This is a genomic window from Weissella sp. MSCH1 (genome assembly GCF_045799135.1).
Lineage (GTDB): Bacteria > Bacillota > Bacilli > Lactobacillales > Lactobacillaceae > Weissella.
Window position 1 is genome coordinate 22,141 of record NZ_JBJMBA010000044.1, and the last position, 22,883, is coordinate 45,023.

Annotated in this window: 11 protein-coding genes; 2 read left to right on the forward strand and 9 right to left on the reverse strand. The window is 45.8% G+C overall.

Annotation, left to right across the window (positions count from 1 at the left end; all coding sequences use genetic code 11):
• Nucleotides 1-19 precede the first annotated feature (19 nt).
• The 9 genes from ACJ28U_RS09040 to ACJ28U_RS09080 form a co-directional block, all read right to left on the reverse strand.
• Nucleotides 20-1,459 carry a hypothetical protein gene (locus ACJ28U_RS09040; RefSeq protein ID WP_407619030.1) on the reverse strand — a complete coding sequence of 480 codons (1,440 nt, stop codon included), beginning with the start codon at nt 1,457-1,459 and terminating at the stop codon, nt 20-22.
• Complete coding sequence (locus tag ACJ28U_RS09045; RefSeq protein WP_407619031.1) at nt 1,456-1,827, reverse strand: hypothetical protein; 372 nt, start codon at nt 1,825-1,827, stop codon at nt 1,456-1,458. Before ACJ28U_RS09045 ends, ACJ28U_RS09040 begins: the two co-directional genes overlap by 4 nt.
• A 74-nt stretch (nt 1,828-1,901) precedes the next feature.
• Nucleotides 1,902-2,648: a hypothetical protein gene (locus ACJ28U_RS09050; protein ID WP_407619032.1), complete on the reverse strand. Its 747-nt coding sequence runs from the start codon at nt 2,646-2,648 to the stop codon at nt 1,902-1,904.
• 82 nt (nt 2,649-2,730) lie between these two features.
• Complete coding sequence (locus ACJ28U_RS09055) at nt 2,731-3,756, reverse strand: WxL protein host-binding domain-containing protein (RefSeq protein ID WP_407619033.1); 1,026 nt, start codon at nt 3,754-3,756, stop codon at nt 2,731-2,733.
• 470 nt (nt 3,757-4,226) lie between these two features.
• Complete coding sequence (locus ACJ28U_RS09060; RefSeq protein WP_407619034.1) at nt 4,227-18,110, reverse strand: lectin-like domain-containing protein; 13,884 nt, start codon at nt 18,108-18,110, stop codon at nt 4,227-4,229.
• A gap of 273 nt (nt 18,111-18,383) precedes the next feature.
• Nucleotides 18,384-18,680, reverse strand: coding sequence for a hypothetical protein (locus tag ACJ28U_RS09065; protein ID WP_099088363.1), 297 nt, complete (start codon nt 18,678-18,680; stop codon nt 18,384-18,386).
• Between the two features lie 327 nt (nt 18,681-19,007).
• A complete protein-coding gene (locus ACJ28U_RS09070; RefSeq protein WP_407619035.1) occupies nt 19,008-19,928 on the reverse strand; it encodes a hypothetical protein in 921 nt (306 codons plus the stop codon).
• Nucleotides 19,929-20,190: 262 nt separating this feature from the next.
• Nucleotides 20,191-20,454, reverse strand: coding sequence for a hypothetical protein (locus ACJ28U_RS09075; protein ID WP_224159296.1), 264 nt, complete (start codon nt 20,452-20,454; stop codon nt 20,191-20,193).
• Nucleotides 20,455-20,536: 82 nt separating this feature from the next.
• Nucleotides 20,537-20,767 carry a hypothetical protein gene (locus ACJ28U_RS09080; RefSeq protein WP_407619036.1) on the reverse strand — a complete coding sequence of 77 codons (231 nt, stop codon included), beginning with the start codon at nt 20,765-20,767 and terminating at the stop codon, nt 20,537-20,539.
• A 226-nt stretch (nt 20,768-20,993) separates the two neighbouring features.
• On the opposite strand from ACJ28U_RS09080, the gene ACJ28U_RS09085 reads away from it, so the two are divergent.
• Both ACJ28U_RS09085 and ACJ28U_RS09090 read left to right on the forward strand, forming a co-directional pair.
• Nucleotides 20,994-22,358, forward strand: coding sequence for a helix-turn-helix domain-containing protein (locus tag ACJ28U_RS09085; protein WP_407619037.1), 1,365 nt, complete (start codon nt 20,994-20,996; stop codon nt 22,356-22,358).
• 90 nt (nt 22,359-22,448) lie between these two features.
• Complete coding sequence (locus ACJ28U_RS09090; protein ID WP_407619038.1) at nt 22,449-22,817, forward strand: hypothetical protein; 369 nt, start codon at nt 22,449-22,451, stop codon at nt 22,815-22,817.
• The last annotated feature ends 66 nt before the right edge of the window (nt 22,818-22,883 follow it).

Sequence of the window (22,883 nt, forward strand, 5' to 3'; positions counted from 1 at the left end):
GCCGTGCGATCACGGCTTTTTAATTTGCACTATCAATCAAATCGTCTTGAATTGCTGAGTAAGTGATTGTACCTGTGTAAGTGGTTGCATCCCCATTACTAAACATAACTGTTTTGATGTTACCGAGTTGTATACTACCTGTTTTCCCATGCGCGTTCGAAACAACCTGCCCAAAATCAGCTGTCAAACCATCTGCATTATCGCCTGCATTCGCGTAGATGTTAACTAACTGATTATTCACGCCATTTATCAGCATCGACTGAATTGGCAATTCTTTCACTCTTGTCTTTTGTGCAGTCATTTTAGACGCTGCCATAACCAGCTTAAATGACGAGTCGAACATGTTTGTATAGGTCACACGGCCATCGGGCATCAAGTTAATATTAGGCGCACCAGTTTCACCCGATCCCGTATAGGACGGCACATTAACGAGTGTCAATCCGCGTGCCATTAATCCTTTGTTCTGACTTGTCACTAATTGGGCAGTTTGCCCCTCTCCGGATGCATTCAGATTCGCATAGGTTTCATCTGTATAGCGTGTGACTTTAACAACGATATCGCCATCCGTGTACGTATATGGTGTCTTCTTATCAGTCAGAATAAATTTATCAGGTGGCGTCAAATCGTCATTATCCACTGCGTCCCCTTCATTCTTGTTACCAAAATATTGTGTTCCTACTTGATCGCCAGTCTCAGTATCAATGTAGACAAAATGTCCCGTCACAGCCCGTTCAACTTGAATTTGTAATGGTGCAAAGGTTGCCAGACCAGATCCGGCATTTTTTAATGCGCTTTGCAAATCACTATCATAGTTACTCTCGTTAAACCCATATTTGTATAACGTCAGCGACCCATTCGGCGTATTAACGGTTTCTCCAGTCTCATCAATGCTCGTCGTATAGGTTGGCACACTTTCAAGAATGCTTGTGCCGATGACATTATCCGTCGACACTGGTAGTTGTTGCGCTATCGATCCGTAATACGCCATCCCTTCTCCAGCAGCTGTTTGTTTAACTAAAACATACAAGTCGTCTGGTACTTTAGCGGAAATCTTATACTGGCCCGGAATTGCATTAGTATCATAAAGACCTGTCAAATCTAATTTGTAAACGCCTTCAAATGAATACACATCAGCGCCATTGAAGGAGCCATTTTTGATGCGATTCGTTGTTCCCGGCAACAAATGCGCACTTAGTTTAACAGTCCCCTCATTCACTTGCTTCTCACCTTCATAGAGCGTAACCGGAATCTGTTTAGTAAAGTCTTGGACCATTTCAACTTGTGGCTTCCACATCGTCGAAATAGTCGCGATACCAGATCCAATCAGATAGTTTTTGATTGGCGCGGCTAACACTGATGTTGAAGTTGCTGCATAAAACACGCGAATTTTCATCTGTTTATGAGCTGGCAAAACAATCGGATTAATTTGATCAACTTTAGTTGCCTTGTTATAGGTCAAACCATTTGCCCATTTGGCTCACCATAATTTGCTCCTGGATTGCCGATTAGACGTGCAATATCCTCACCAGCATTATTTATGAAAGCAACCTCGTGGCTCATGATGGCACTCCGGACATAACTCATGACACGATAATTAAACTTCAACTCACTATCCGTTGGATTGTTAATCGTCTCAGTGACTGTCAAATAGGGGGTTGTGTACTCACCAGCTGCATTCGGAGTAACTTGATGGCCATATTCGTCTGTCATCACAACTGTGGCCGATGGCGCGTCGCCAGCCGTCGCATCATCAAGCGTTGCTGCCCTCACTTCCTGTGCGAACAAGATGGTCATGAGGCCCAACATTATTAATAATATTTTTTTCATGTTCCCCACTCCCAAATAAAAAATCCTGCCAACGCAGGATTTTTCACTGAATAATCAAGTCAATAGATTTTCAATTACTTTAGCGCATCATCCTGCAACGTGTACGTGATTTTCCCCGTATAGTTACCAGTCTTCAAACGTGGATCAGAAAAATCAAGCTTAGCCGTTACTTCACCAGACTCATACGTGCCATCAGCGTTACCAGTCTTATCTTGTGCAATTAAATTACCATGACCAGCAATCAACCCCGTTGTATCTGCCGTTGTGTCTGTTCCACCTACACTAGTTGCCTTATTCGCATTCAAGATACTTGCTGGCGTATCACCTGTACCAGTCAATTGACCACCATTTTCGTCCTTTGTTCCATCTAGAACGGCCAACGTCAACGCCGTAACTGGCAACTCAGTCTTCTTTTCATTTACAAGCTTTGACGCAGCTGCGAACACCTTGTACCCATTCTCATCGTAACGAACGTCTTGCACCTTAATTTTGTCTGAGCCAGTTGCAGTGGCTGACTCCGTTGCTTGGCCGCTCAAGGCTTTCGTACCAAAGTCAAAATTAGGCACCGTGACCAAAACTAAACCAAACGCCTTCTTACCAGCAGAATTTTCAGTCGCTTTTTGACCATCACCACTGCCGTTTGGATTCTCCCACAATGAACTAGTCGTCGTATCACCCGTCAAAGAAATCTTAGTTGTTCCTTGGTTAGTGGCTACTTGATCATTCGTACCCGGCGTAAATGTTTCTTCTGCTGAAGCAACCCCACTAACACCAACAATACCTGCCAACACAGCAGCACCCAACATCAATTGCTTAATCATATTTAAATTCCCCTAATTCTCTTAATTTCTCTATTACGTTAATCATTATCTCAATAAGTAAGTTAGCTCTCTCCTTCTAACATTACTTATCTTCATCATCCTGCTTCTTGCGTCGTAGCAACAATATAATTACAAAGACTAACGCTGCGGCCAAAATACCAATTAGCCACCAAATCCACGTTGGAATGAAGGCCGTTGTACGTTGAAGCGTTGTTTGTCCTTGCTGTGCGGCTGAAATCGTAAAGTCGCCCGTGAATGTCCATGACTGTTTGCTCTTCTCATCCGTCATTTTCACATGGTAGCGATACTTACCGGCCGTCAGCACCTTCTCAGCAGGCACACTATAAGTGAACGTACTGTTAGGTGTCACCTGTCGGTCATTTTGCTTGTCAGTCAACACAGTTTGGTCGCCCTTACTGATCGTTGTCGCAACAGACATATCACCGATGTAGTTGGCTTCGTTATTAGCAACACCCAGCTGGAAAACCTGCTGGTTCGTACCACTAACAACCCGCCCCTTTTTTGCCTCAGTTAAGTTGGCGTTAACCTGCTTATCAGTCTCAGCAATCTTCACACCTTTCACATATGTAAATTGATTGGTAAATCCTGACTTCTTAACTGCTTTCCCGGGGACATCCTTCGTCACGACCACCGCACCCACAACCGTGCCATCAAAACTTTGATCCGCCATCTTAAAGTTGATTGGCGCATAAACTGTTTGACCTGCCCCGACCGTAACGCTTTCTTGTGGGACTTTCACAATTTTACGAAGGTCCATCGCTTTAGCGAGTGAATCGTTATTATGGCCACTATCATACCCAACAACTAAATTGTTATTGGTAAAGCCCTGTTCAACTGACACATGAAAAGTTGCTTCGGCTGCAGATGTATTTTGAATATAAACAACGCCACCAAATTTTTTACCCGGTTGCGTTTTAATATTCCAGGTTGTTGACCCGTCGTCTTGTTGACCATCGATTGCCGAGAGTGCGACTGAAAACTCAGGCTTGTTGTTACTATAGTCATCAGCAGCGACCGCTGTTGTTTGAACAATAGTAGCCGCTAACCCAAGCATCGTCCCCACTGATAATGCCTTTATTACTCTCATCCCAAATTCCTCATGTTATTCCAAAAAACTAGTGATATTATACCATTCCGCGGGAACACTTACTTTATTTCTGTGCCTCTATTTTTCGACCAACAAAAAAGGATGTCTCATTTCTGAGACATCCATATCTAATTAACTATTCGACTTCAGCAACTTCTTCTTCGGCTTCGTTACGGAACTGGGCAATGTACCCAGCAGCTGCAACTACTGCACTTAACAAACTTACTGCACTCATGAATACTGCCATTTTCCAGTCCTCCTATCACCGATTGCTTACTTTATATACTTATCATACAGCAGCTAACTTAAAAATTTAAAAACGCCCCAAAATCAAGCTATATCGGGCCTATTATGCCTTGTGAAATTATGATTATGGCAGCACGCTCTCAAAATCGTTCAGTTTTGGGACATTCCCGTTTCATAACAAAAAGGTGTGAACCACCTTCCAGTAGTCCACACCTTCTTATCAATTAAGCTTCTTTGTCATCATTCTTGCGACGCTTAGCAGCGACCAAGAACAAGCCCAACAAAGCCATCGTACCAGCAACCGTCAACCAAACTTGTTGATCAACACCAGTTTCTGGCAACTTATTTTCTGCAGTCACCGTTGGCACCGTGTTATCACGAACTACCAACGTTGGGTGCATCGTTGTGATGATACCAGCAGAAACGATTGGCGCTGCAGCTGCTGTCGCAATTGCAGTATCCTTCTCGTTCGCTACGGCAATCATCGCAACCGCAATTTCACTAGCTGTGGCACCATTAGCAAGCAACTCGTTTAGGTGTTGCTTTGCTGGCGTCATCTTACCAGTGCTTACAACCGTCTTGGCGTCCTTAACTTGGGCATCGTATGCGGCTTGCGCAGCATCCTTTGCCTTGTTGTAGGCCGTCAAAGCGTTTTGCAAATCAGTAGCCGTTGCATTTGGATCACCAGCCAACGCAGCTAGCTTATCAGCTGCCGCTTGTAACGACTTGCTATCTGACAAGTATGCAGGAACCTTTGCTTCAGACTTGGCCGTCTTCTTAGCCGTTGCCAACGCAGCTTGTGCCTTAGCAACCGTTTCGTTCAACGACTTCGTAGCAGCCTCGATATCAGCCGTCGTTGCCTTACCGGCAGCAGCGTCCTTAATCAATTGTGCTAACTTATCCTTTGCCTTTTGCACGGCATTGTTGTCTGACAAATTCTTTGCACCGGCAGTTTGACCTGACTTCTGTGCCGCCTTAATGGCCTTGTCACGCGCATCAGTTGCCTTTGTAACGGCTTCTTGCAATGACTTTGCAGCTGCTTGCACATCCGCCGTCGTTGCTTCGCCCTTGGCAGCCTTTGCAATGATGTTATCTAGTGCTGATTGTGCGTCCTTCACTGATGACTCATTAGCAACTGCACCCTTATCAACTGACTTTGCAGTTGATACAGCTTGGTTGCGTGCATCGGTTGCCTTTGTAACGGCTTCTTGCAATGACTTTGCAGCTGCTTGCACATCCGCCGTCGTTGCTTCACCCTTGGCAGCCTTTGCAATGATGTTATCTAGTGCTGATTGTGCGTCCTTCACTGATGACTCATTAGCAACCGCACCCTTATTAACTGACTTTGCAGTTGATACAGCGGCATCACGATCTGACTTAGCTGACTTAACGGCATCTTGCAAGGCTGTCATCGCATCCTTGATGTCTTGTGTCGAAGCCTTACCAGCTTCAGCATTCTTCAAAACATCAGCAAGCTTGCTTTGGGCATCCTTCACAGCCGTTTCACCGTTGACTGGTGAAGTTGCGACATTATTCGCATCCTTCACCGCTTGGTCACGATCTGCTTGTGCACTCGCAACAGCCTTATTGTAATCAGAAACCGCCTTGGCAACTTCTTCAGCTGATGCATCCTTGTTAGCCAAAACCTTGTTCAAATCACTTTGGGCATCCTTCGTGTCTTGATCAACTGCATCCGCGTTCTTCGTGTAGTTCACCACGAATTGTTGGATTTCAGCATCTTGACCCGGTGCTTGTTCACCAAGCGCTGACGCCATCGTGGCAATACCATCACGTACTTCAAGCGCTTGTGCAATCACAGCCTGCTCGTCGAACGTCGCACTGCCACCAGCAACATCATTGTTATCAAAGAACTTATTAGCCTTCAAAGCCTCTGCCCATGTTGCGTACGTCTTACCATCAGGTCCCGTAACCGTGTATGAGTAACCAGCCTTCTTCAAACTTGCATCCGTCACTGAACCAAGCTTCGTCTTGCCAGTCCAGTTCGTATCAGAAGCCCCGTTTGTTTGGGCAATCAAGTTTGATGACAAGTTAGACTTCACAATTACCTTTTGATCATTCTCTGGTGAGTAAACAACTACAAAGTTGTTATCATCTGTCGTAAACGTTGGGTTAGCGGCCACTGCTTCAGCCAACGTACCATATACCTTGTTGTCAGGTCCGACAACTTCGTATTGGTACCCGTCGACCTTCAAACCAGCTTCGATTGCATCAGGCACAACCACAGAAGCACCTGTATAACCTGTTGAAATAACATTCTTCAAGTTATCAACAACGGAAGCAATGGTTGGCAACTTACGAGCAGCTGCATTACCAGCCGTCGTTTGCTTAGCCGCATCTGTCAACGTAACCGCTGCTGCTGCGTTAACCGCATTTGGATCAAATGAAACCACTGCGTCAACACCAGCTGGCAAACCAGCTACCGTGTACGTACCATCGGCGTTCTTAGCCACCGTCAATCCTTGCGTATCCTTATCATCCATCTTCACTGAGACAACGTCACCAGTCTTTGGATCCACGTAAGAAATAATTGGCGTGTAACCCGTCTTATCAGTCACCTTAACGGTTGCCGTATCACCCGTTACAACTGGTGATGTCACTTCAGCAACTGGCACCTGCACAACTTCAAGTGTTGCACCGGCCTTCACCTTCGTGCTTGGCAACTTGTAGTGGATAGCACCATCTTCACCCTTAACCGCGTTTGGCAAAACCTTCTCTGTCGTGCCGTCAGCGTTGTGGATAAAGACAACTGGTGTCTTACCATCAACTGATGGAATGTCCAAATCAGCAACATCATCACCTTCACCAGCCGTAACACCCGCTGGCTTGGTAACTGGTGTGTTCACCACATCCAATTGCTTTTGAGCGTTCTCAACGTCAGCCTTACTTGACTTTGGATCGTCCAAAACCTTTTGCAAGTTATCAGCTGCGTTTTGCACATCCTTAGGCAACGTCTTATCCGATTTCTTCACCGCATCCAAATCAGCTGCCGCCTCTTGCTTAGCCGTATCCAAAGCTTGTTGGGCCTTGTTTTCAGCTTGCGTCAAGGCAGTTTGCGCATCCTTGATTTCTGAAGCCGTGGCCGTTGAACCATCAGCCAACTTATCTTGCAACGCCTTCTTGGCATCAGCGACAGCTTGGCTATCGCTCATGTTATCAGGTACGTTTGCAACAACTTGCTTAGCCAAATCTTGGGCATTCTTCAATGCCGTTTCAGCATTTGACTTTGCTGTGTTGTAGGCGTTTTGCGCCTTATCCAAGTCACTTTGAGTGCTGTTCGCATCCTTGGCTACCTCAGCCAACTTAGCTGCCGCATCGTTCAGTGACTTATCATCAGCCAATTGCGTTGGAACTGATGCATCAACGTCGTCCTTGTTCTTTTGCAACGTTGCGGCTGCATCATCAATTGCTGTTTGCAAAGCAGTTTGAGCCTTGTTAATCGCATCCGTTGATCCTTGATCATTTGACGCATCCTTCAAAGCCTGTTGCATCTTAGCTTGCAAGTCAGCAACCTTGTTGTTGTCCAACAAACCAGCTGGCACTTGCGTCTCCGTTGCCGTTGACACTGCCGTTTGACGAGCTTGCTTAGCATCAGCAACAGCCTTGTTCAAATCGTTCATTGCCGTCTTGATATCTGAAGCAGTGGCGCTACTATCACCAAGCTTCTTTTGCAAAGCCGCAATTTGATCAGCAACTTCACCTGAAACAGGGGCCGTTGCATCAAGTGCTGACTTTGCTGCCGTAACTGCATCAGAACGAACACCTTGCTGTTCAGCGACAGCAGCCGCCAAGTCTTGCTTGGCTTGGTCGATGGCAGACTTTGTCGCAGCATCAGCCGTCAAGTCCTTGGTCAAACCTTGTACCTTAGCAATCGCATCCTTGACTGCATCAGAATCCTTAACAGACGCTGGTACATCAGTTACAGCCTTGTTAGCCGCTGCTGCCGCACCTTCTTGCGCTGACTTGGCTGCCGTAACAGCGTCATCAAGGGCCTGTTGTGCAGCCTTAACGTCAGTTGCCGTAGCAGTTGCTGAATTAATCGCGTCATTCAAGGCTGCCTTCGCATCTGTCACGTTCTTATCATCCAGCAAGTTTACTGGCACATTCGTCATATCAGACATCGCCGTGTTCTTCACATCAGCCAAGTCTGATTGGGCTTGCTTAATTGCATCGTCAAGCGCCTTTTGCGCGTCCTTGATGGCTTGCGTTGTGCCCTTATCAGCTGCTGCATTAGCCAAGGCGTCTTGCAACTTATCTTGCAAATCTTGGACCGTCTTAACATCTTGTACATTGGCAGGCACAACATCGCTAGTGGCATCATTCACAGCCTTGCCACGCGTCGTCGTCTCAGCTGACACTGTATCCGTCAACTTCTTCGTAGCATCCGCGATTTGCGTTGCCGTTGCTGTACCTGAATCAAGCAACGTCTGCAAGTCCTTAGCAGCATCGACAACGGCCTTTTCACCAGAAACTGGCGCCGTCTTACCCAAGGCAGACTTGGCAGTTGCCGTCACATCGGCCAACTTGTTATCAGCCGCTTGCTCAGCTGACTTCAATGACGCAATGGCGTTATCAATGTCAGTCTTAGTAGCCGTCTCTGAATCAATCAAGTTTTGCAAAGCATCCGTTGCGTTCGCAACCGCTGCATTATCTTGCCAGGCCTTGTTATCGTTAGCTGTCTTAACTTCTTGCTTAGCTTGATCCTTAGTGTCAGCCAACAATGATTGAGCACCCTTTACAGCTTGATCCAAATCAGACTTCGCCTTATCAATCGCTTCCTTAGAAGAATCAGGGCTGCTCAACACATCGTTCAAAGCCGCTTCTTGCTTTTGCACATCCGCATCATCTTGCACGTTGGTTGGTACCTTGTTCAAAGCTGACTTAGCTGCATCCGTTGACTCACTCAAAGTTGAGTTGGCCGCCGTAACAGCTGATTGCAAAGCAGTCGTCGCCTTCAAGATATCAGCCGTCAATGCATTCTTATCAGCAACTTGGCCGTCCTTGGCCGCTGCATCAACAAGCGCTTGCAAGTTCGCTTGCGCTGCCTTAACAGTTGCATCACCCGCAACATTGGCTGGCACATTCGCAATGGCATCGTTAGCACCGTTATTAGCAACGGCACGCTTTGCCGTCGCTGCATCAACCGCGTTTTGCAACGTTTCTTGAGCTGCATTCAATTGTGCCAAAGAAACCAACTTGTTAGCTGGATCCAACAACTTATCCAAAGCCGCTTGGGCTTCAGCAACTGAAGCTTCATTCTTGACCGTCGTCGTATCAACTGGGGTTGCAGCCAATGCCTTCTTGGCATCGTCAATTGCCTTATTAGCGATGTCAACCGCATCATTGACCGCCTTCTTAGCAGCATCGATTTGTGAAGCCGTTGCGTCCTTATCAGCCAACTTATCCTCAAGTGCTTGCTTAGCCGCTGCAACTGAAGGGTCTTCAGCAGTTCCCTTCATTTCAGGATTCTCCAAATTAGTAACAACCTCTTGTGCAGCTGACTTAGCAGTGTTCAAAACTTCTTGTGCCTTGCCCATTGCTGTGTTGTAAGCATTTTGCGCATCCTTCAAGTCACTTGCCGTCGCATTCTTATCTTCAGCAACCTTCTTCAAGTTAGCAAGCGCGTCCGCAGTTGCTGTGTCATCAGAAATGTTCGTGTCAATCATTGTTTTATCAGCTGTTGACTTTGCAGTCTCCAAATCTGATTGCGCCTTTGCAACCGCAGTATCGTAAGCATTTTGTGCATCTGACAATGCGCTTGCCGTTGCATTCTTATCAGCGGCCGTGTTGTGCAAAGCCGTTAACAAATCAGAAACATTCTTGTTGTCTGAAACATTCTTTGGCACCGTCACATCAGCTGCTGCATCCTTTGCATCTTGCAACTTGCCTTGTTCAGCCTTAACGGCATCATCGTAAGCTTGTTGCGCGTTTGCCAATTCAGTAGCTGTCGCATCTGGGTTAGTTGCAACCTTCTTCAAGTCGGCCAACTTACCAGCCACAACCGTATTGTCAGTCATGTTTGTTGGCGCTTCTAATCCATTGGCAGTATCCTTGGCTGTTTGCAACTTGGCTTGCTCATCAGTAACTGCCTTCTTGTATGCATCTTGTGCCTTGCCCAAAGCTGTCTGCGTTGCGTTTGGATCAGTCGCAACCTTCTTCAACGCTGTCAACGCATCGTTAACCACGTCATTGTCGGTCATGTTCGTTGGCACACTAAGCTTGTTTGCTTCATTCTTATTTGCTTGCAACTTAGTCTTAGCATCCGCAATCGCTGTCGCCAACGCTGTGTTAGCAGCATCGATATCTGCTGACGTACCAGCGTTGTTAGCAGCCTTATCCAATGCCTTTTGCAAAGCAGCCTTCTTGATAGCTACGTCTGACGTCTCATCAGCCGCTTGATCACTCAAGTTAACTGGTACAACCATTTGTGCGGCGTCATTAACTGACTTAGCACGAACAGCTGAGGCATCGGCTACTGCCTTCGTTAAGGCGTTTGTAGCATCAGCAATTTGTTCTGCCGTAGCATCGGTCTTGGTCAAATCAGTCAACGCCTTGGCCGCATCAGCAATCGTGCCGTCTCCAGCAGCTTCCATACCATATGGTGCAGTTGCACCGGCCGCAGCCGTTGCCAAATCAATTGCTTGTTGACGGTTCTTTTCAGCAGCCGCAACGGCTGAATCCAATGCTGACTTAGCCGCATCAATTTGCGTCTTAGTTGACATTTCTGGTTTCTCCAACAACGCATCCAAAGCAGATTGTGCATCTGTCACGGCCGTCTCAGTTGCAACCGCAACTGGAATTGACTTCATTGCAATCGAAGCGTTTGACGTTGACGTTGCAAGAGCATCTTGTGCGTTAGCGACTGCTTCAGCCAATTCAGCTTGTGCTTTGGCAATATCTGTTGCTGTTGACGTTGAATCCGTACCCAAAGCCTTTTGCAAAGCCGCTTCAGCTTGTTGCACCTTCGTATCGTATTGGACGTTCACAGGCACCTTAGCCAAAGCGTTCTTAGCAGAATCTTGCACATCAGCCAACGATTGCTTAGCTGAGGCTACCAATGAGGCCAACTTAGCTGAAGCTGAGGCTACAGCTGCTGTCGTGCCCGTATCAGCATTGGCTGCTTCAATCGCTGATTGTAATGCTGCCTTCGCATCATTAATGTCCTCGTTATCAGACAAATCAGGTGTTACCGATCCCAAAGCATCTGACGCCGTATCCATTGCAGCATCACGTGCCTTTTCAGCAGATGCAATGGCACCCGTCAATGCATCTTGCAAGTTCTTAATATCTGCTGTTGACGCCGTTGAGCCATCTGCAATAGCATCCGTCAGTGCCTTCTTAGCAGCAATAACTTGTGCTTCTGATGAGACAGGTGCAGTCGCTGGCATGTTCTTAGATGCAGAATCCTTCGCAGCTGCCAACGTCGCTTCGGCGGCTGACTCAGCGTTTGTCAACGCCTTAACGGCTGCATCGATGGCTGTCTTAGTTGACGTCTCAGGCGCATCCAACAACTTTTGCAACTTGTCATTTGCAGCCATGACATCTGTATCAGAAACCAAGTTCTTTGCAATGTTCGTTTGTGCTGTCTTGGCGTCAGACGTTGACGTGCGCAAAGCAGTTTCAGCTGCCGTCTTCGCATTTTCATAAGCTGACTTAGCATTCTTCAAATCATCAGCTGTTGCGTAATCGCTGTTAGCAGCATCAAGCAAGTTTTGTGCAGCTGTATTCAAAGCAGTGTTATCCGCCAAGTTAGTTGGTACTGTCGCTACAACATCAGTCTTGGCACTTGCAAGATCTGTCGTAGCAGTAGCCAGTGCCTCATTCAAACCACGCGTTGCAGTTTCAATATCTGCCGTTGTGCCATTTGCTAGTTGCTTTGCTAATTCAGCAACCGCCTCACCTAAGGAAGTATTCGCATCCTTCGCTTGATCAGCCAAGTTAGCTGGAATTGACACAGCATTTGCATTCTTAACCGCCGTGTCACGGGCTGCTTGAGCAGTTGTGATTGTATTTTGCAAGTTTGCAATCGCAGTATTCAACGCGCCGTTAGTTGGATCTGAATTGTCGGCCGTTGCATTCTCTAATAGATCATCCAACGCTTTTTGTGCAGCTTGAACTGTTGATTCGTTCTTAACATTCAACGTCTTTGATGAAGTTGATAGGTTAGAACCAGACGTAATTAACTTTTGACGTTGATCACGCATCAAATCAATCGCTGATTGCAAGTTCGCTTCCGCGCTCTTCAAAGCCGTCTTGGTAGCTGTTGTACGCGTTGATCCGTTACCATCTGCATCCGTGTACTTTTCTGATCCATCCATCAAAGTATTCAAGGCTGTTTGGGCATCCAAAACGGCTTGCGCAACTGCCTTTTGATCATCCGTTGCACCTGCATCGGCAACCGTGTTTTGAGCTGCAGTAATCATGTCTGGAACAGTTGTAGTGGCCTTGCCATCTGAATCAGTTACAGTCCCTGACGTCAAAGTTTTTGTAACATTTTCTCGCTCGGCGTTCATAGCATCTGTTGCAATTGCTTCTGCAGCCGTCAATTCAGCAATCTTTGCTGTAATTTGTGCTGCAGTTGCATCACCGCTAGTCAACAGTTCATTCAATTCAGCTGACTTCGTCTGAACTGCAGTATCATCCTTGATGTTGGTTGGAATACCGTTAATTGCATCGGTACCTGCCTGAATCTGCTTAGCAACAGCCCCTTGAGCTGTCTTTTCAGCAGACTTCAAGTCATTAATGGCCGTAGTAATTGCGGCTGTTGTGCCCTCATTATTAGCAGCGTCCGCAACAGCCTTATCCAAGGCAGCCAAAGCATTCTTAACAGCCTCTACAGACTTAACAGAATCTGGCACATTTTCAGCCGTCGTCGCTGCTGCATTTGCAACATCACGATCTGCCTTAGCTTGTGCAACTGCTTGCTCCAATGCTTGTTGCAAGTTCTGCAATTGCGTAGCCGTCGTAGTCGTATCGTCGGCAGACAACGCCTTGGTAATTGCGTCCTTGGCATTCTTCACATCTGTCTCTTGGTCATATGGTGATGTCACCGTCTTAGCCAACGCTGCCTTCTCAGCATCCTTGGCATCTTGTAATGCTGTTTGTGCCTTAGAAACCGCCGTGTTCAAATCAGTCAATGCCTTCGCAATGTCTTGCGGCGTTGCGTTAGCTGGCAAGTTGTTGATTACGTTTGCTGCTGCCTTAACACTGGCATCGTCAGAAACATTTGATGTTGTCGTATCAGTTGCCTTAGTAGCTGCATCCTTCGCAACGTCCTTCATGGCATCCGTCAACTTCTTCTCAGCTGCTGCGATATCCGCGATTGAAGCTGTTGATCCATCAGCCAACAACCCATCAAGATCACTCTTAGCGTTCTTAACTGAATCAGCATCAATCAATGAGGCTGCCGTGTCAGTATCGTTCTTAACGGCTGACTTCACGGCCGTGTCAAGTGACTTCTTCGCAACTTCAACCGCTTGAATAGCCTTAGCAACATCTTCTGGCGTTGATTGTGTGTCAGCCATGATTGTCGTCAAATTCTTTTGTGCGGCATCCAACTTTGAACCGGCGTTAGCCACATCAGCATTCTTAGCAACTGTCGTGTTGGCAACGGCCGCTTGATCCGTGTCAACAGTCGTGTTTGTGTCACCACCCACAGTCTTCAACGTGTCCTTTAGGGCATCACTCTTTGCCTTAATATCAGCCAATGAAGCCGTATCAGGCAAGTTGTTAAATGCAGTTTGGGCATCCTTAACAGCTGTGTTGTCCTTAGCAATGGCATTAACTGCATCTGAGTTAACAGCCGTTGACATAGCATCCTTAACAGCATTATCCAACTCTGACTTCGCTGTGTTCACTGCATTAACAGCCTTAGCAATATCATCAGTTGTAGCCGTCTTGTCAGCCAAGACCGTCTTCAAATCTGCTTGAGCAGTATCCAAGGCACTGTTCTTAGCCTTTACCGTCGCATCCTTTGCCGCCGTCATATCAGCGATTTGCGTTTGCTCTGAGTCAGCGTCGCCGTTAGCAGTTGTTGCGGCATTCTTAACTGCCGTGTTCAACTTCGTCTCAGCATCGGCAATCTTCGTCATATCACCTGATGTCATGGCATCGTTCAAATCTGAAATTGCTGATGCAACCGTTGTATCAGACTTTGCCAATGCGTTAACATCTGGCGTCAAATCGTTCTTCTTCACAGCTGCCACAACAGCATCCGTGTAATCCTTTTGCGCTGACTTAACCTTTGCGACTGCTGTTGCAATGGCGTCAGTCGTTGCAGCCGGATCAGCTGCCAACAAGTTCTTCAATTCTGTTTGCGCTTGATCCAATGCACCTGACTTGGCAGTTACATCGGCATCGTTTGCTGATGGCATGTTAGCGACAATCTTTTGCGCGTTATCTGCATCAACATTAGCTTGCTTCGCTGCGTCTGAAACGGCATTTTGTAGTGCTGTCTCAGCTGATGCAATCTTCGTCATATCACCAGACGTCAAAGCATCGTTCAAACCGTTAACAGCTGTCTCGATTGCTGAACCAGGAGTTGCCAAAGCAGATACGTCGTCAGTAACGTCGTTCTTCTTAACAGCTGCGATAACCTTAGCATCGTAGTCGTTCTTGGCGTTATTAACTGCCGTAACTGCAGCTGCAATCTCATCTGACGTTGCTGTGCCTGACTTAACAAGCGTTGCCAACTCAGCTTGCTTTTGGTCCAAAATCGTACCAGCTGCCGTAACTGCAGCATCCTTTGCTACTGACATCTTTGCGACAACATCCTGTTCAGCATCCGCTGTATTACCAGCAGCAGTAGCTGCAGCGTTAATAGCGCTCTTCAAACCACTTTCAGCCGTTGCAAGGTCAGTCAAAGTTCCATCCGTCAAAGCCTTCTTCAACGCAGTTACCGCAGTATTCACGGCTGCGTCTGAGGCCGCCAGACCAGCGACTGCCTTCGTGTCATCGTTCAACGTCACTGCGTTCTTAACAGCTGACTCGTAGGCACGCTTCTTATCATCCAAAGCCTTAACAGCCGTGACGATTGCAGCAACTGAAGCCGCCGGAACCGCTGCCAAAACGTTTTGCAATTCAACCTTGGCTCCGTCCAAATCAGATGCTGCCGTCTTTGTGGCATCATCATTGGCAGACGTAACCGCAGCTTGATCGGCAGTCACTTGATCCAACAAAGTGTTTGCGGTGTTCTTTACGCCGTCAACCAAGCTTGCTTCCTTAGCCGCGATATCAGCAATCGTGCCCGCCTTCGTAGCGTCTTGCAAAGCTGTTTGCAAGCCAGTCAAATTAGCATCCTTCAAATCAGCAACGCCATTTGCGTTAGTGTTTGCTGCAGCTTGAACAGCCTTATCCAAAGCGTTCTTAGCGTCAGTTACCGCTTGTGTGGCTTGGTTAATCTTTGTTTGATCGCCTGACTTCAATGCTGAAGTCAAATCGGCCACCTTTGAATCAAGGGTTGCCTTGTCGGCCTTCACTGTTGCATCACTAGCTTCCGTTGTCGTAGCTAACTTAGCGGCATCATCGGTAACAGCCTTTTGAACTGCTGTCGCATAATCGGTCAATGCCTTATTTAAGTCATCCGTTGACTTTGACCCGTCAGTCAAACCTGCAACTGCATCAGCAATGGCTTGCTTAGCAGTCGTAAGTGCCGTGCTAGTCAAGTTATCTGGGTAAGAAGCTAGGTTACCAGCAACAGTCTTAGCTGTTGTTTGATCTGCAACTGCTTGTTGCACAGCTTGATCATAAGCCGCCACGGCCTTTTGGACTGCATCTTGCGTTGTTGCACTTGCCAAGGCTGTTTGCAACGTAGCCGCAGCCTTGACAACAGCGCTGTCCTTCGCAACGTTAACATCATGGTTATCTCCGGCCTTTGTTGCATCAACCATGTAGATGACATTAACGGCCTGGTTCAAACCGGTTAGTGTCGTTGCTTCAGCCAAATCAAAACTCTTTTGAACTGGCAAATAACCTGAAACAGCTGGCAATGAGTCAAACGTTAAAGTGCTGTCCGCGTCAGCTACCGTACCGTTCACGTCAGTTTGTACAGTCTTCACATCTGTTAGCTTCGTACCATCAGACGTCACGCCAGTCACAGCACCAGTTGCTTGGGCAATGTAATTAATTACAATTGTCGCGTCATTTCCAAGTGTTACTGCTTGAATGCCATCCGTTGTATTAGTCTCAGACTTACCTGATTTATCAGTGGTTGTCACAATAGTCTTATATGTCGATCCATCACGTACAATCTTTGTAACTGTCTTCGTACCATTAGAATCCGTTTGCGTCACTGTATAGCCTGCGTACTTATATCCTTGTAACGTAGGTACGACACCGTTAAACGACTTACCGTCATCGCTCATACCAGTTGTACCATCAGCTGACAAAGTTAACGTGTTACCGGCATTAATAACCATTGAGGTTCCATCCATCAATTGGTTACCGGCCGCATCGACATATGAAATCTTGTTATTCGTTGTCGCCAATTGCAAATCAAAGTTCTTAATCGCTGTTCCCATGACGTTCATGGCACCGCCACCAGTTGATGACAAAACGGCAACAGACATTGATGTAATGCCCTTAGTTCCGACAGTAAATGACTTATCATACTTTCCCATTACAACGTGCAATGTTCCGGTACCATCACCATTGGCCGTAAAGGTTGCAGTCACCGTGTTCTTGTAGTTGTATGACTTACTTACTAGGCTGTTTGTTTTTTCACCCTTCGAAGGAGTACTAAACGTTCCACCACTAAATAAATCCGCAGCATTCGACGCTTTAATCGATCCCAAATCTGCAGTGTTTGATAAAGTACCATACGCCACCATTGACTTTGTGTCAGCAGCAACCATGCTTCCATTTGCATCAGTATTACGGACCCCTACGACGTTGTAGTCAGCTTCCCAACCACTTGAAAGGAATCCAGCACCAATGCCCTTGGTTGCATAAATGCTGACCGCATCTTTAAATTCAGACTCGGTATTAGGCCAAAAATCAATTCCCCAATTAAAGGCGTTTGAAACGCCGGCAATTCCAAGGCCTCCACCGTTTTTACCAGCAGTTGCAACCTTATCCGGCGCAACTGGCAAAAGTCCTAGCCCGATAAAGTCACCCATAATCGTTTGATCGTGAGTCAACGCAGCCAAATCAATATCAAAATTGATGCTCCAATTCTTAGTCATGTCGACCATGTTTTGGAAGGCATATGCACCAGTTTGGTTGTTAGCATTTGTCAATGCAACCGTGCCATCCTTTGCAACAACCGAACCAGCTGCTGCCATGTTTCCTGATGGTGTGAAGTAACTACCAGCGATTTGACTCGTAACCGTCAAGTGGTGTGGGTCGTTAGTCGCACCATTTGTGCCAGCGTATGAGCCGTAGCTGCCAGCCTTGTTATTGGCATCTGCTACCTTAGCAATTGTGCCAGCCGTTGATGCTGAGACCGTTGCTTGCGCCAAAACAGCACGCATCGTCACAACTGAACCAGCTGCCTTAGCAGACTCAGCTGAAGACATCATTGATGACATCGCAACTGAATCGTGACCATTCACAACAGGCGCAACTGATGATGCAACACTGTCAACAGAAGCAACTGTACTTTCAACAACTACTGAAGAACTCTCAACAGACGGTGAAACGCTGGCAACTGGCGTAACTGATGCAGAGACACTTGAAGAAGCCTCAACTGAAGCGGAAACGCTTGCTGGGGCTACAGAGCTCTCGACATCTGATGATGAACTAACTGCTTCGCTGGCAACTACTGAAGAAACCACTTCAGATGATGCGCTAACTTCAGTCACAGCTGGTACTTCAGATGCGACCGAAGAAACTGATGCAGAGGCTGACAACGTCACCGTCGTTGCTGATTGTGACGTTGCAGCTGCTTGGTCAACCTTAACGACGGCTGGATCTGTTCCTGACGTCGTATTTGCAACTTGGTCAGCAGAGGCTGTGCCTTCAGCCATCGCAACGGCACCCAAGATAGATACGGCAGTAATTCCTGCAACCATCCACTTCTTGCCGGCCTTATACATTTTGTAGTGCTCTTTTGCGATGTAATCTGCTTCGCTCAAAATCTTGTTATTTTTCATACTAAGCTTTCCCTCTCTTGTATCCTGAAAAATATCTATATCAACGCCAATTTCCAAACTGTTGATTATAGTGATTTATTTCTGAAATCTACTTCCGGAACAAATCACTACAATCAACCTTGTGCAGTCTGAAAATCAGGTTCGATATAACACAACTATCCGATAAATAATCAATTCTTTCTGGAAAGTGCCAAAATTAACACAAATCCCGAAATAACTTTATATATTTTAAGACCCAAATATGAATTTTCTTTGAAAAAAGTCTCGTTTCACTTACTTATTGTCCACTGAATCGTAACGCAACGTATGATAGTCAAAACGAACTTGATCAGGCCCGTACGCCTTCGTTAAATTCGTCTCCTCAATCACCTTGCGAATACGATGAACACTCACATGTAAATCTTTTGCCATTGCAGCGACACTGGAATATCGGTGTTCCCCATCAATCACATATGGACCGCTTTCGGAATACGTATCCCAAAGTTGTTTCCCTAATGAAGCAACTTCAGCATTCATAATGTCACCATCATATTTGCTAGCCACAGCTAATAATTGTGGTACCCAATTCATGATAGTCCTCCCGATTTTTTAACTTTTATCTGTTGATAGTTTACGCGCCAGTGACCACTCTTTTTTAAAACGGTCAAAAATTGCGCTAAAAACGGATTAAAAGTAAGTAATTCACACCAATTCACGTTAAAATGGCCACAAAACCGGTCAAATCTGGGACAAAAAAATCCATGTAAACCAAAAAATCCCAGCTATAAGACAGCGGTTTTTCGTTCTGTCTTATAGCTGGGATTTTTAATGTGTTTTCTATGGTTTAACCTTCAAAGCGAACGCCACGTAACAAGTCCATCACGTCACGGTAGTCATCACGATTTGCATCAGTCGCCGTTAGTTTGTTTTCACAAATATTAAGTGTTTCAGTTGCACCGACCGACAATGGGACACCGGCAATTGAGCAGACTTCACACTTCGGTACAATTCAGTCACGTAGCTACGTACCTTAGTCAAATCTGTCTTTTTCATAATTTCATCAGTCAACACCGGCTCCATCTTTTCAAGTAATTGACTAATCGCAATATACTCAGCTGGATATGTCGCAACAGCCAACTCCAAATGAACTTCTTGGAAGAACGTCACTAGCTCTGGTAACGTATCCAAGCCAAAGTGTGCAACCTGCGCATGAATGCTAGCAATAACCTCGTTCATAAAGTCATTACTACTTTCTTGAAACGCCGTTAACGAACCAGAAAAAGTCGTTAGCAACTGTTGCAGTTCAGCTCCAGTCGTCTCACTATTTTGGAAACCAGCTTCTAAGGCGTCATACACGTTTGCCAAACTAGGGTCTTGTCGCGCCGGTTCGTAGGCCGTTAAGAAATCGGCAGCAATGCGGCGCAACATCTCCGGGTGATTTTCATTAAGTTCAACCTTCAAATGACGAATCAAATTACGCAAGTTGGTTAAATCGGCACCCAGTTTATTGACTGAATCAGGTCGCGCATCGTTCAGATTAATAATCGCTTCTGTGACTTCCTTCTTCGCTGTAATAAAGGTCGGGTGTGACTCAACGTGCCAGGTTGTCGCTAAATCTTCTAGCCCCTTGATCACGCCCATGGCGAAGGCTTTGAGTTCAGCTGGTTGAATGACTGAACAATTCCACCCATTATTTTCGACATCCGCTAGCTTAGCCTCCGCCGTCATTTGCAGCAAGCTTTGCCCGTCAGGCACTTGATCAAACGTCCGTTGCAAAGCGCGGTGGGCCGCGTCTGCCAAAGCATCATACATCGACTTTGTACGATTTAAGTTATTCATCTTGTTCCTCCCACAGTGTTAATGTCATCATGATATTACGGCAATTGTACCGCCAGCGGAACACGCAAAACAAGCAAAACGTTTTGGTCACAAATCACTAAAAAAACCACGCATATCTGCGTGGTTTTTTTAGTGGTTGTTAAGATAGAGATAATTGTGCCTGAATACATATCTCAAGCACAAACCCATCTTACACAAATTATTGCAACGAAAATCATTTTGTCTCAAAATTGAGTGAATATCGCGCACTTTTAGTATGTAATTATCGCAATTCAACGCCAGCTTCGCGTGCTAATTGACGTAAGTCCGCTGTGTCCATATTTAAATCTGCTCGTAACCGGGCAAACGTAATATTAGGCTTGGCTGCAACGCGTTCTTGAATCCGGGCAATTTGGGTTTGGCGGAAGCCGTTCGTATGCGTCCCCGCATTCTCAATCTTCACACCAAATTCCGCCGCCGTTGACGTACCAAACGTATAGTTCAACTGACCAACCCCAGTTGACATTGCTGAATAATCTGCCATCATATTTCTCCACCATTTTTAAGATAGCCTTATCATACAAGTCATATATGCATAGTTTATGACTGCTTTGGCGTTAAATCTGGTTTTATTTATGGCTAATCCGCATAATTTCCTCATAAAATGAGCTATTTAATTCTGGTACGTCTGATGTTATCTTATTAACCATTTGTGTCACAATATCACCAACATCCCGTCGACTCTCAACCACATCACGAAAAGTCGACAATACAATATAGCGTAACTTTGTATTTGATTCTTCAACCTGCGCGTACAGGTCCATTAAGATTGTTAAAACCGTTTGCTTTTTTTCTACCATTTTTATATCCCCTATGACGTCAGTATAAATGCCCGTTACTTTCATATCCGCTTTGGCCTAAAATTGGGTCAATTTTTTGCATTATCTGCACGCTTAAGAGGTTCCAGGTCAAAAATTCACTAAATCGTTCTATACGTGGGACAAATTGGGCACTCATAACACATCTTTTCTCCACAATACCGGTATAATTAACGCAGTGGTTTTAAAAGAAGAGAGTGTTGTAACTATGTTATTAAGAGAAAAAATTAATGAAATCAGACAGGCAAAACGGGTCTCGATTGATCGCATTACGAAAACTGGTATTTCAAAAAACAAATATTATCGCTTCGTATCAGGTGAAGGTTCCCTCAGCATTGGTGACCTACAAAAATTAATCGAATTGCTGACCGTCTCACTATCAGAAGTCGTGGCAGACTCTAGCGAACGTGATCAACTGATTTTTAATGAATTCGGTGACTACTTTACCTTAGACGTCACCGAATATGAACGGCGCGCAAAAGATGCCGCTCGTCGCTATATGGCGACAAAGCTGACGGCCTATTATACGATTTCAACAGTATATGAATTAGGGGCCGCACATAAAAAAGATGAACCTACCTCAGATTATGTCGATGATCTGTACAATAGCTTGAAACGCCAAAAATTCTTTACTATTTTTGACTTGCAGGTATTCCGAATTTTAGTCCATTATCTATCAGTAGCCCGTTTTTTCAAGCTGTACCCAATCTTTACAACATCACTACTGACATACGAAGCGTACAATCCAGCTGACGGTATCGAATTAATGATTAAAATTCATGCAACCGCAATGACTTACGCAGTCAGCACGGCAGCTCGCGCACGTAAATATCTGGACTTTGTTTTGACCCAGGTATCTAATATGCGTGGTCGTCCCTTTGCAGGTGAATTCGCAATTATGAAACGACTCGCAAACATTTCACGACTCTACGTCATGGGCAATGTTGATGCTGCCCAACGCGCCTTCGATTCTTTCTTTGGGGCTGCTAAGCGTTTAGATATGGACCGACTTTACGTATCACCAAATATGCACACGTTCAACGTGTATTGGAAGAAATTAACTTCTCACGCACCTGAAAAGTTGCAACCAACAGACGCTGACACCGTCCTTGTTGGACTAGATGAATCGGTCGGTATCTCGTTCGCAGACGTCCCGATGGGTGCGGCTTTCGAATATATTATGAAGCTGAAAAAGTTGTCCGTTCATGAATTCGAGACGGCCGGTATGAGTCATTCTAAGATTTATCGGGTGCGGAAAAACTTAGCCGAATTTGACGTCAACGATTTATTTGCCGCCATGATGGCTGCCCGCTTAGACGTTCGTGACGTGGATGTTTACCTCACAACCAATTCAACTGCCTATGGACGCAGTCGCTTCGGTATGCGCCACTTATCAGTTGATGAAATGCAACTTGCTATCACTGATTACGAAAATTTGTATGCTGAGACTGGCTTTGATATTTACAAAGAAATTGCCTTAGAGTTCCGTGGTACCGTTTTAAAGCACACAGTGCCACATTGGCTACAGTCAGATGAACTGAAGCAACTCTCAGTAGACGTCGCTGAACATTGAGGCCGCTTCGATACATGGCATGAAGCGCAACAACGTCTGGCTGCTTGGCCAATGTTGAACCAGCCAGACTCGAATTTGATTAAACGTTGGATGGATCAAACGTTAGATTTCGGTCATTACATGGAGACATTCCGTTACCCATACGACCCGATCCTCATCAACTATGATTCACCTCTGATTCAGGCTGTCTTGAACAAAGATGCTGACCGGGCTGAAGCAATTTATGCACGTCAGTTTGCCGAATATCAGCATCGGCCAGACATGCACATCTACTTTAATTATCGCTGGCATATGCTCTTAAACGCCGAATTTATCAAAGTTCTTCGTGAAGGTTATGTCATTCCACTGACCATCGATAATTTGTTAAAAGATGTTGAAGTGATTACTGGGGAGCGCGATTTCATTCAACCATATCAAGAATTATTAACGATGTTAAAGGAAGTTTATCCCGTCTATTAAGATATAAAGAAACCCCGTTGCAATTCCTCAATTGGAATCGCAACGGGGTTTTTAATCTACATTTAA

Bases quoted from the DNA above. Each gene is read 5' to 3' on its own strand.
- ACJ28U_RS09065 (WP_099088363.1), bottom strand. From the start codon at position 18,680: ATGAATTGGGTACCACAATTATTAGCTGTGGCTAGCAAATATGATGGT.
- ACJ28U_RS09050 (WP_407619032.1), bottom strand. From the start codon at position 2,648: ATGATTAAGCAATTGATGTTGGGTGCTGCTGTGTTGGCAGGTATTGTT.
- ACJ28U_RS09075 (WP_224159296.1), bottom strand. From the start codon at position 20,454: ATGATGGCAGATTATTCAGCAATGTCAACTGGGGTTGGTCAGTTGAAC.
- ACJ28U_RS09090 (WP_407619038.1), top strand. From the start codon at position 22,449: ATGGATCAAACGTTAGATTTCGGTCATTACATGGAGACATTCCGTTAC.
- ACJ28U_RS09080 (WP_407619036.1), bottom strand. From the start codon at position 20,767: ATGGTAGAAAAAAAGCAAACGGTTTTAACAATCTTAATGGACCTGTAC.
- ACJ28U_RS09085 (WP_407619037.1), top strand. From the start codon at position 20,994: ATGTTATTAAGAGAAAAAATTAATGAAATCAGACAGGCAAAACGGGTC.
- ACJ28U_RS09060 (WP_407619034.1), bottom strand. From the start codon at position 18,110: ATGAAAAATAACAAGATTTTGAGCGAAGCAGATTACATCGCAAAAGAG.
- ACJ28U_RS09045 (WP_407619031.1), bottom strand. From the start codon at position 1,827: ATGAAAAAAATATTATTAATAATGTTGGGCCTCATGACCATCTTGTTC.
- ACJ28U_RS09070 (WP_407619035.1), bottom strand. From the start codon at position 19,928: ATGAATAACTTAAATCGTACAAAGTCGATGTATGATGCTTTGGCAGAC.
- ACJ28U_RS09055 (WP_407619033.1), bottom strand. From the start codon at position 3,756: ATGAGAGTAATAAAGGCATTATCAGTGGGGACGATGCTTGGGTTAGCG.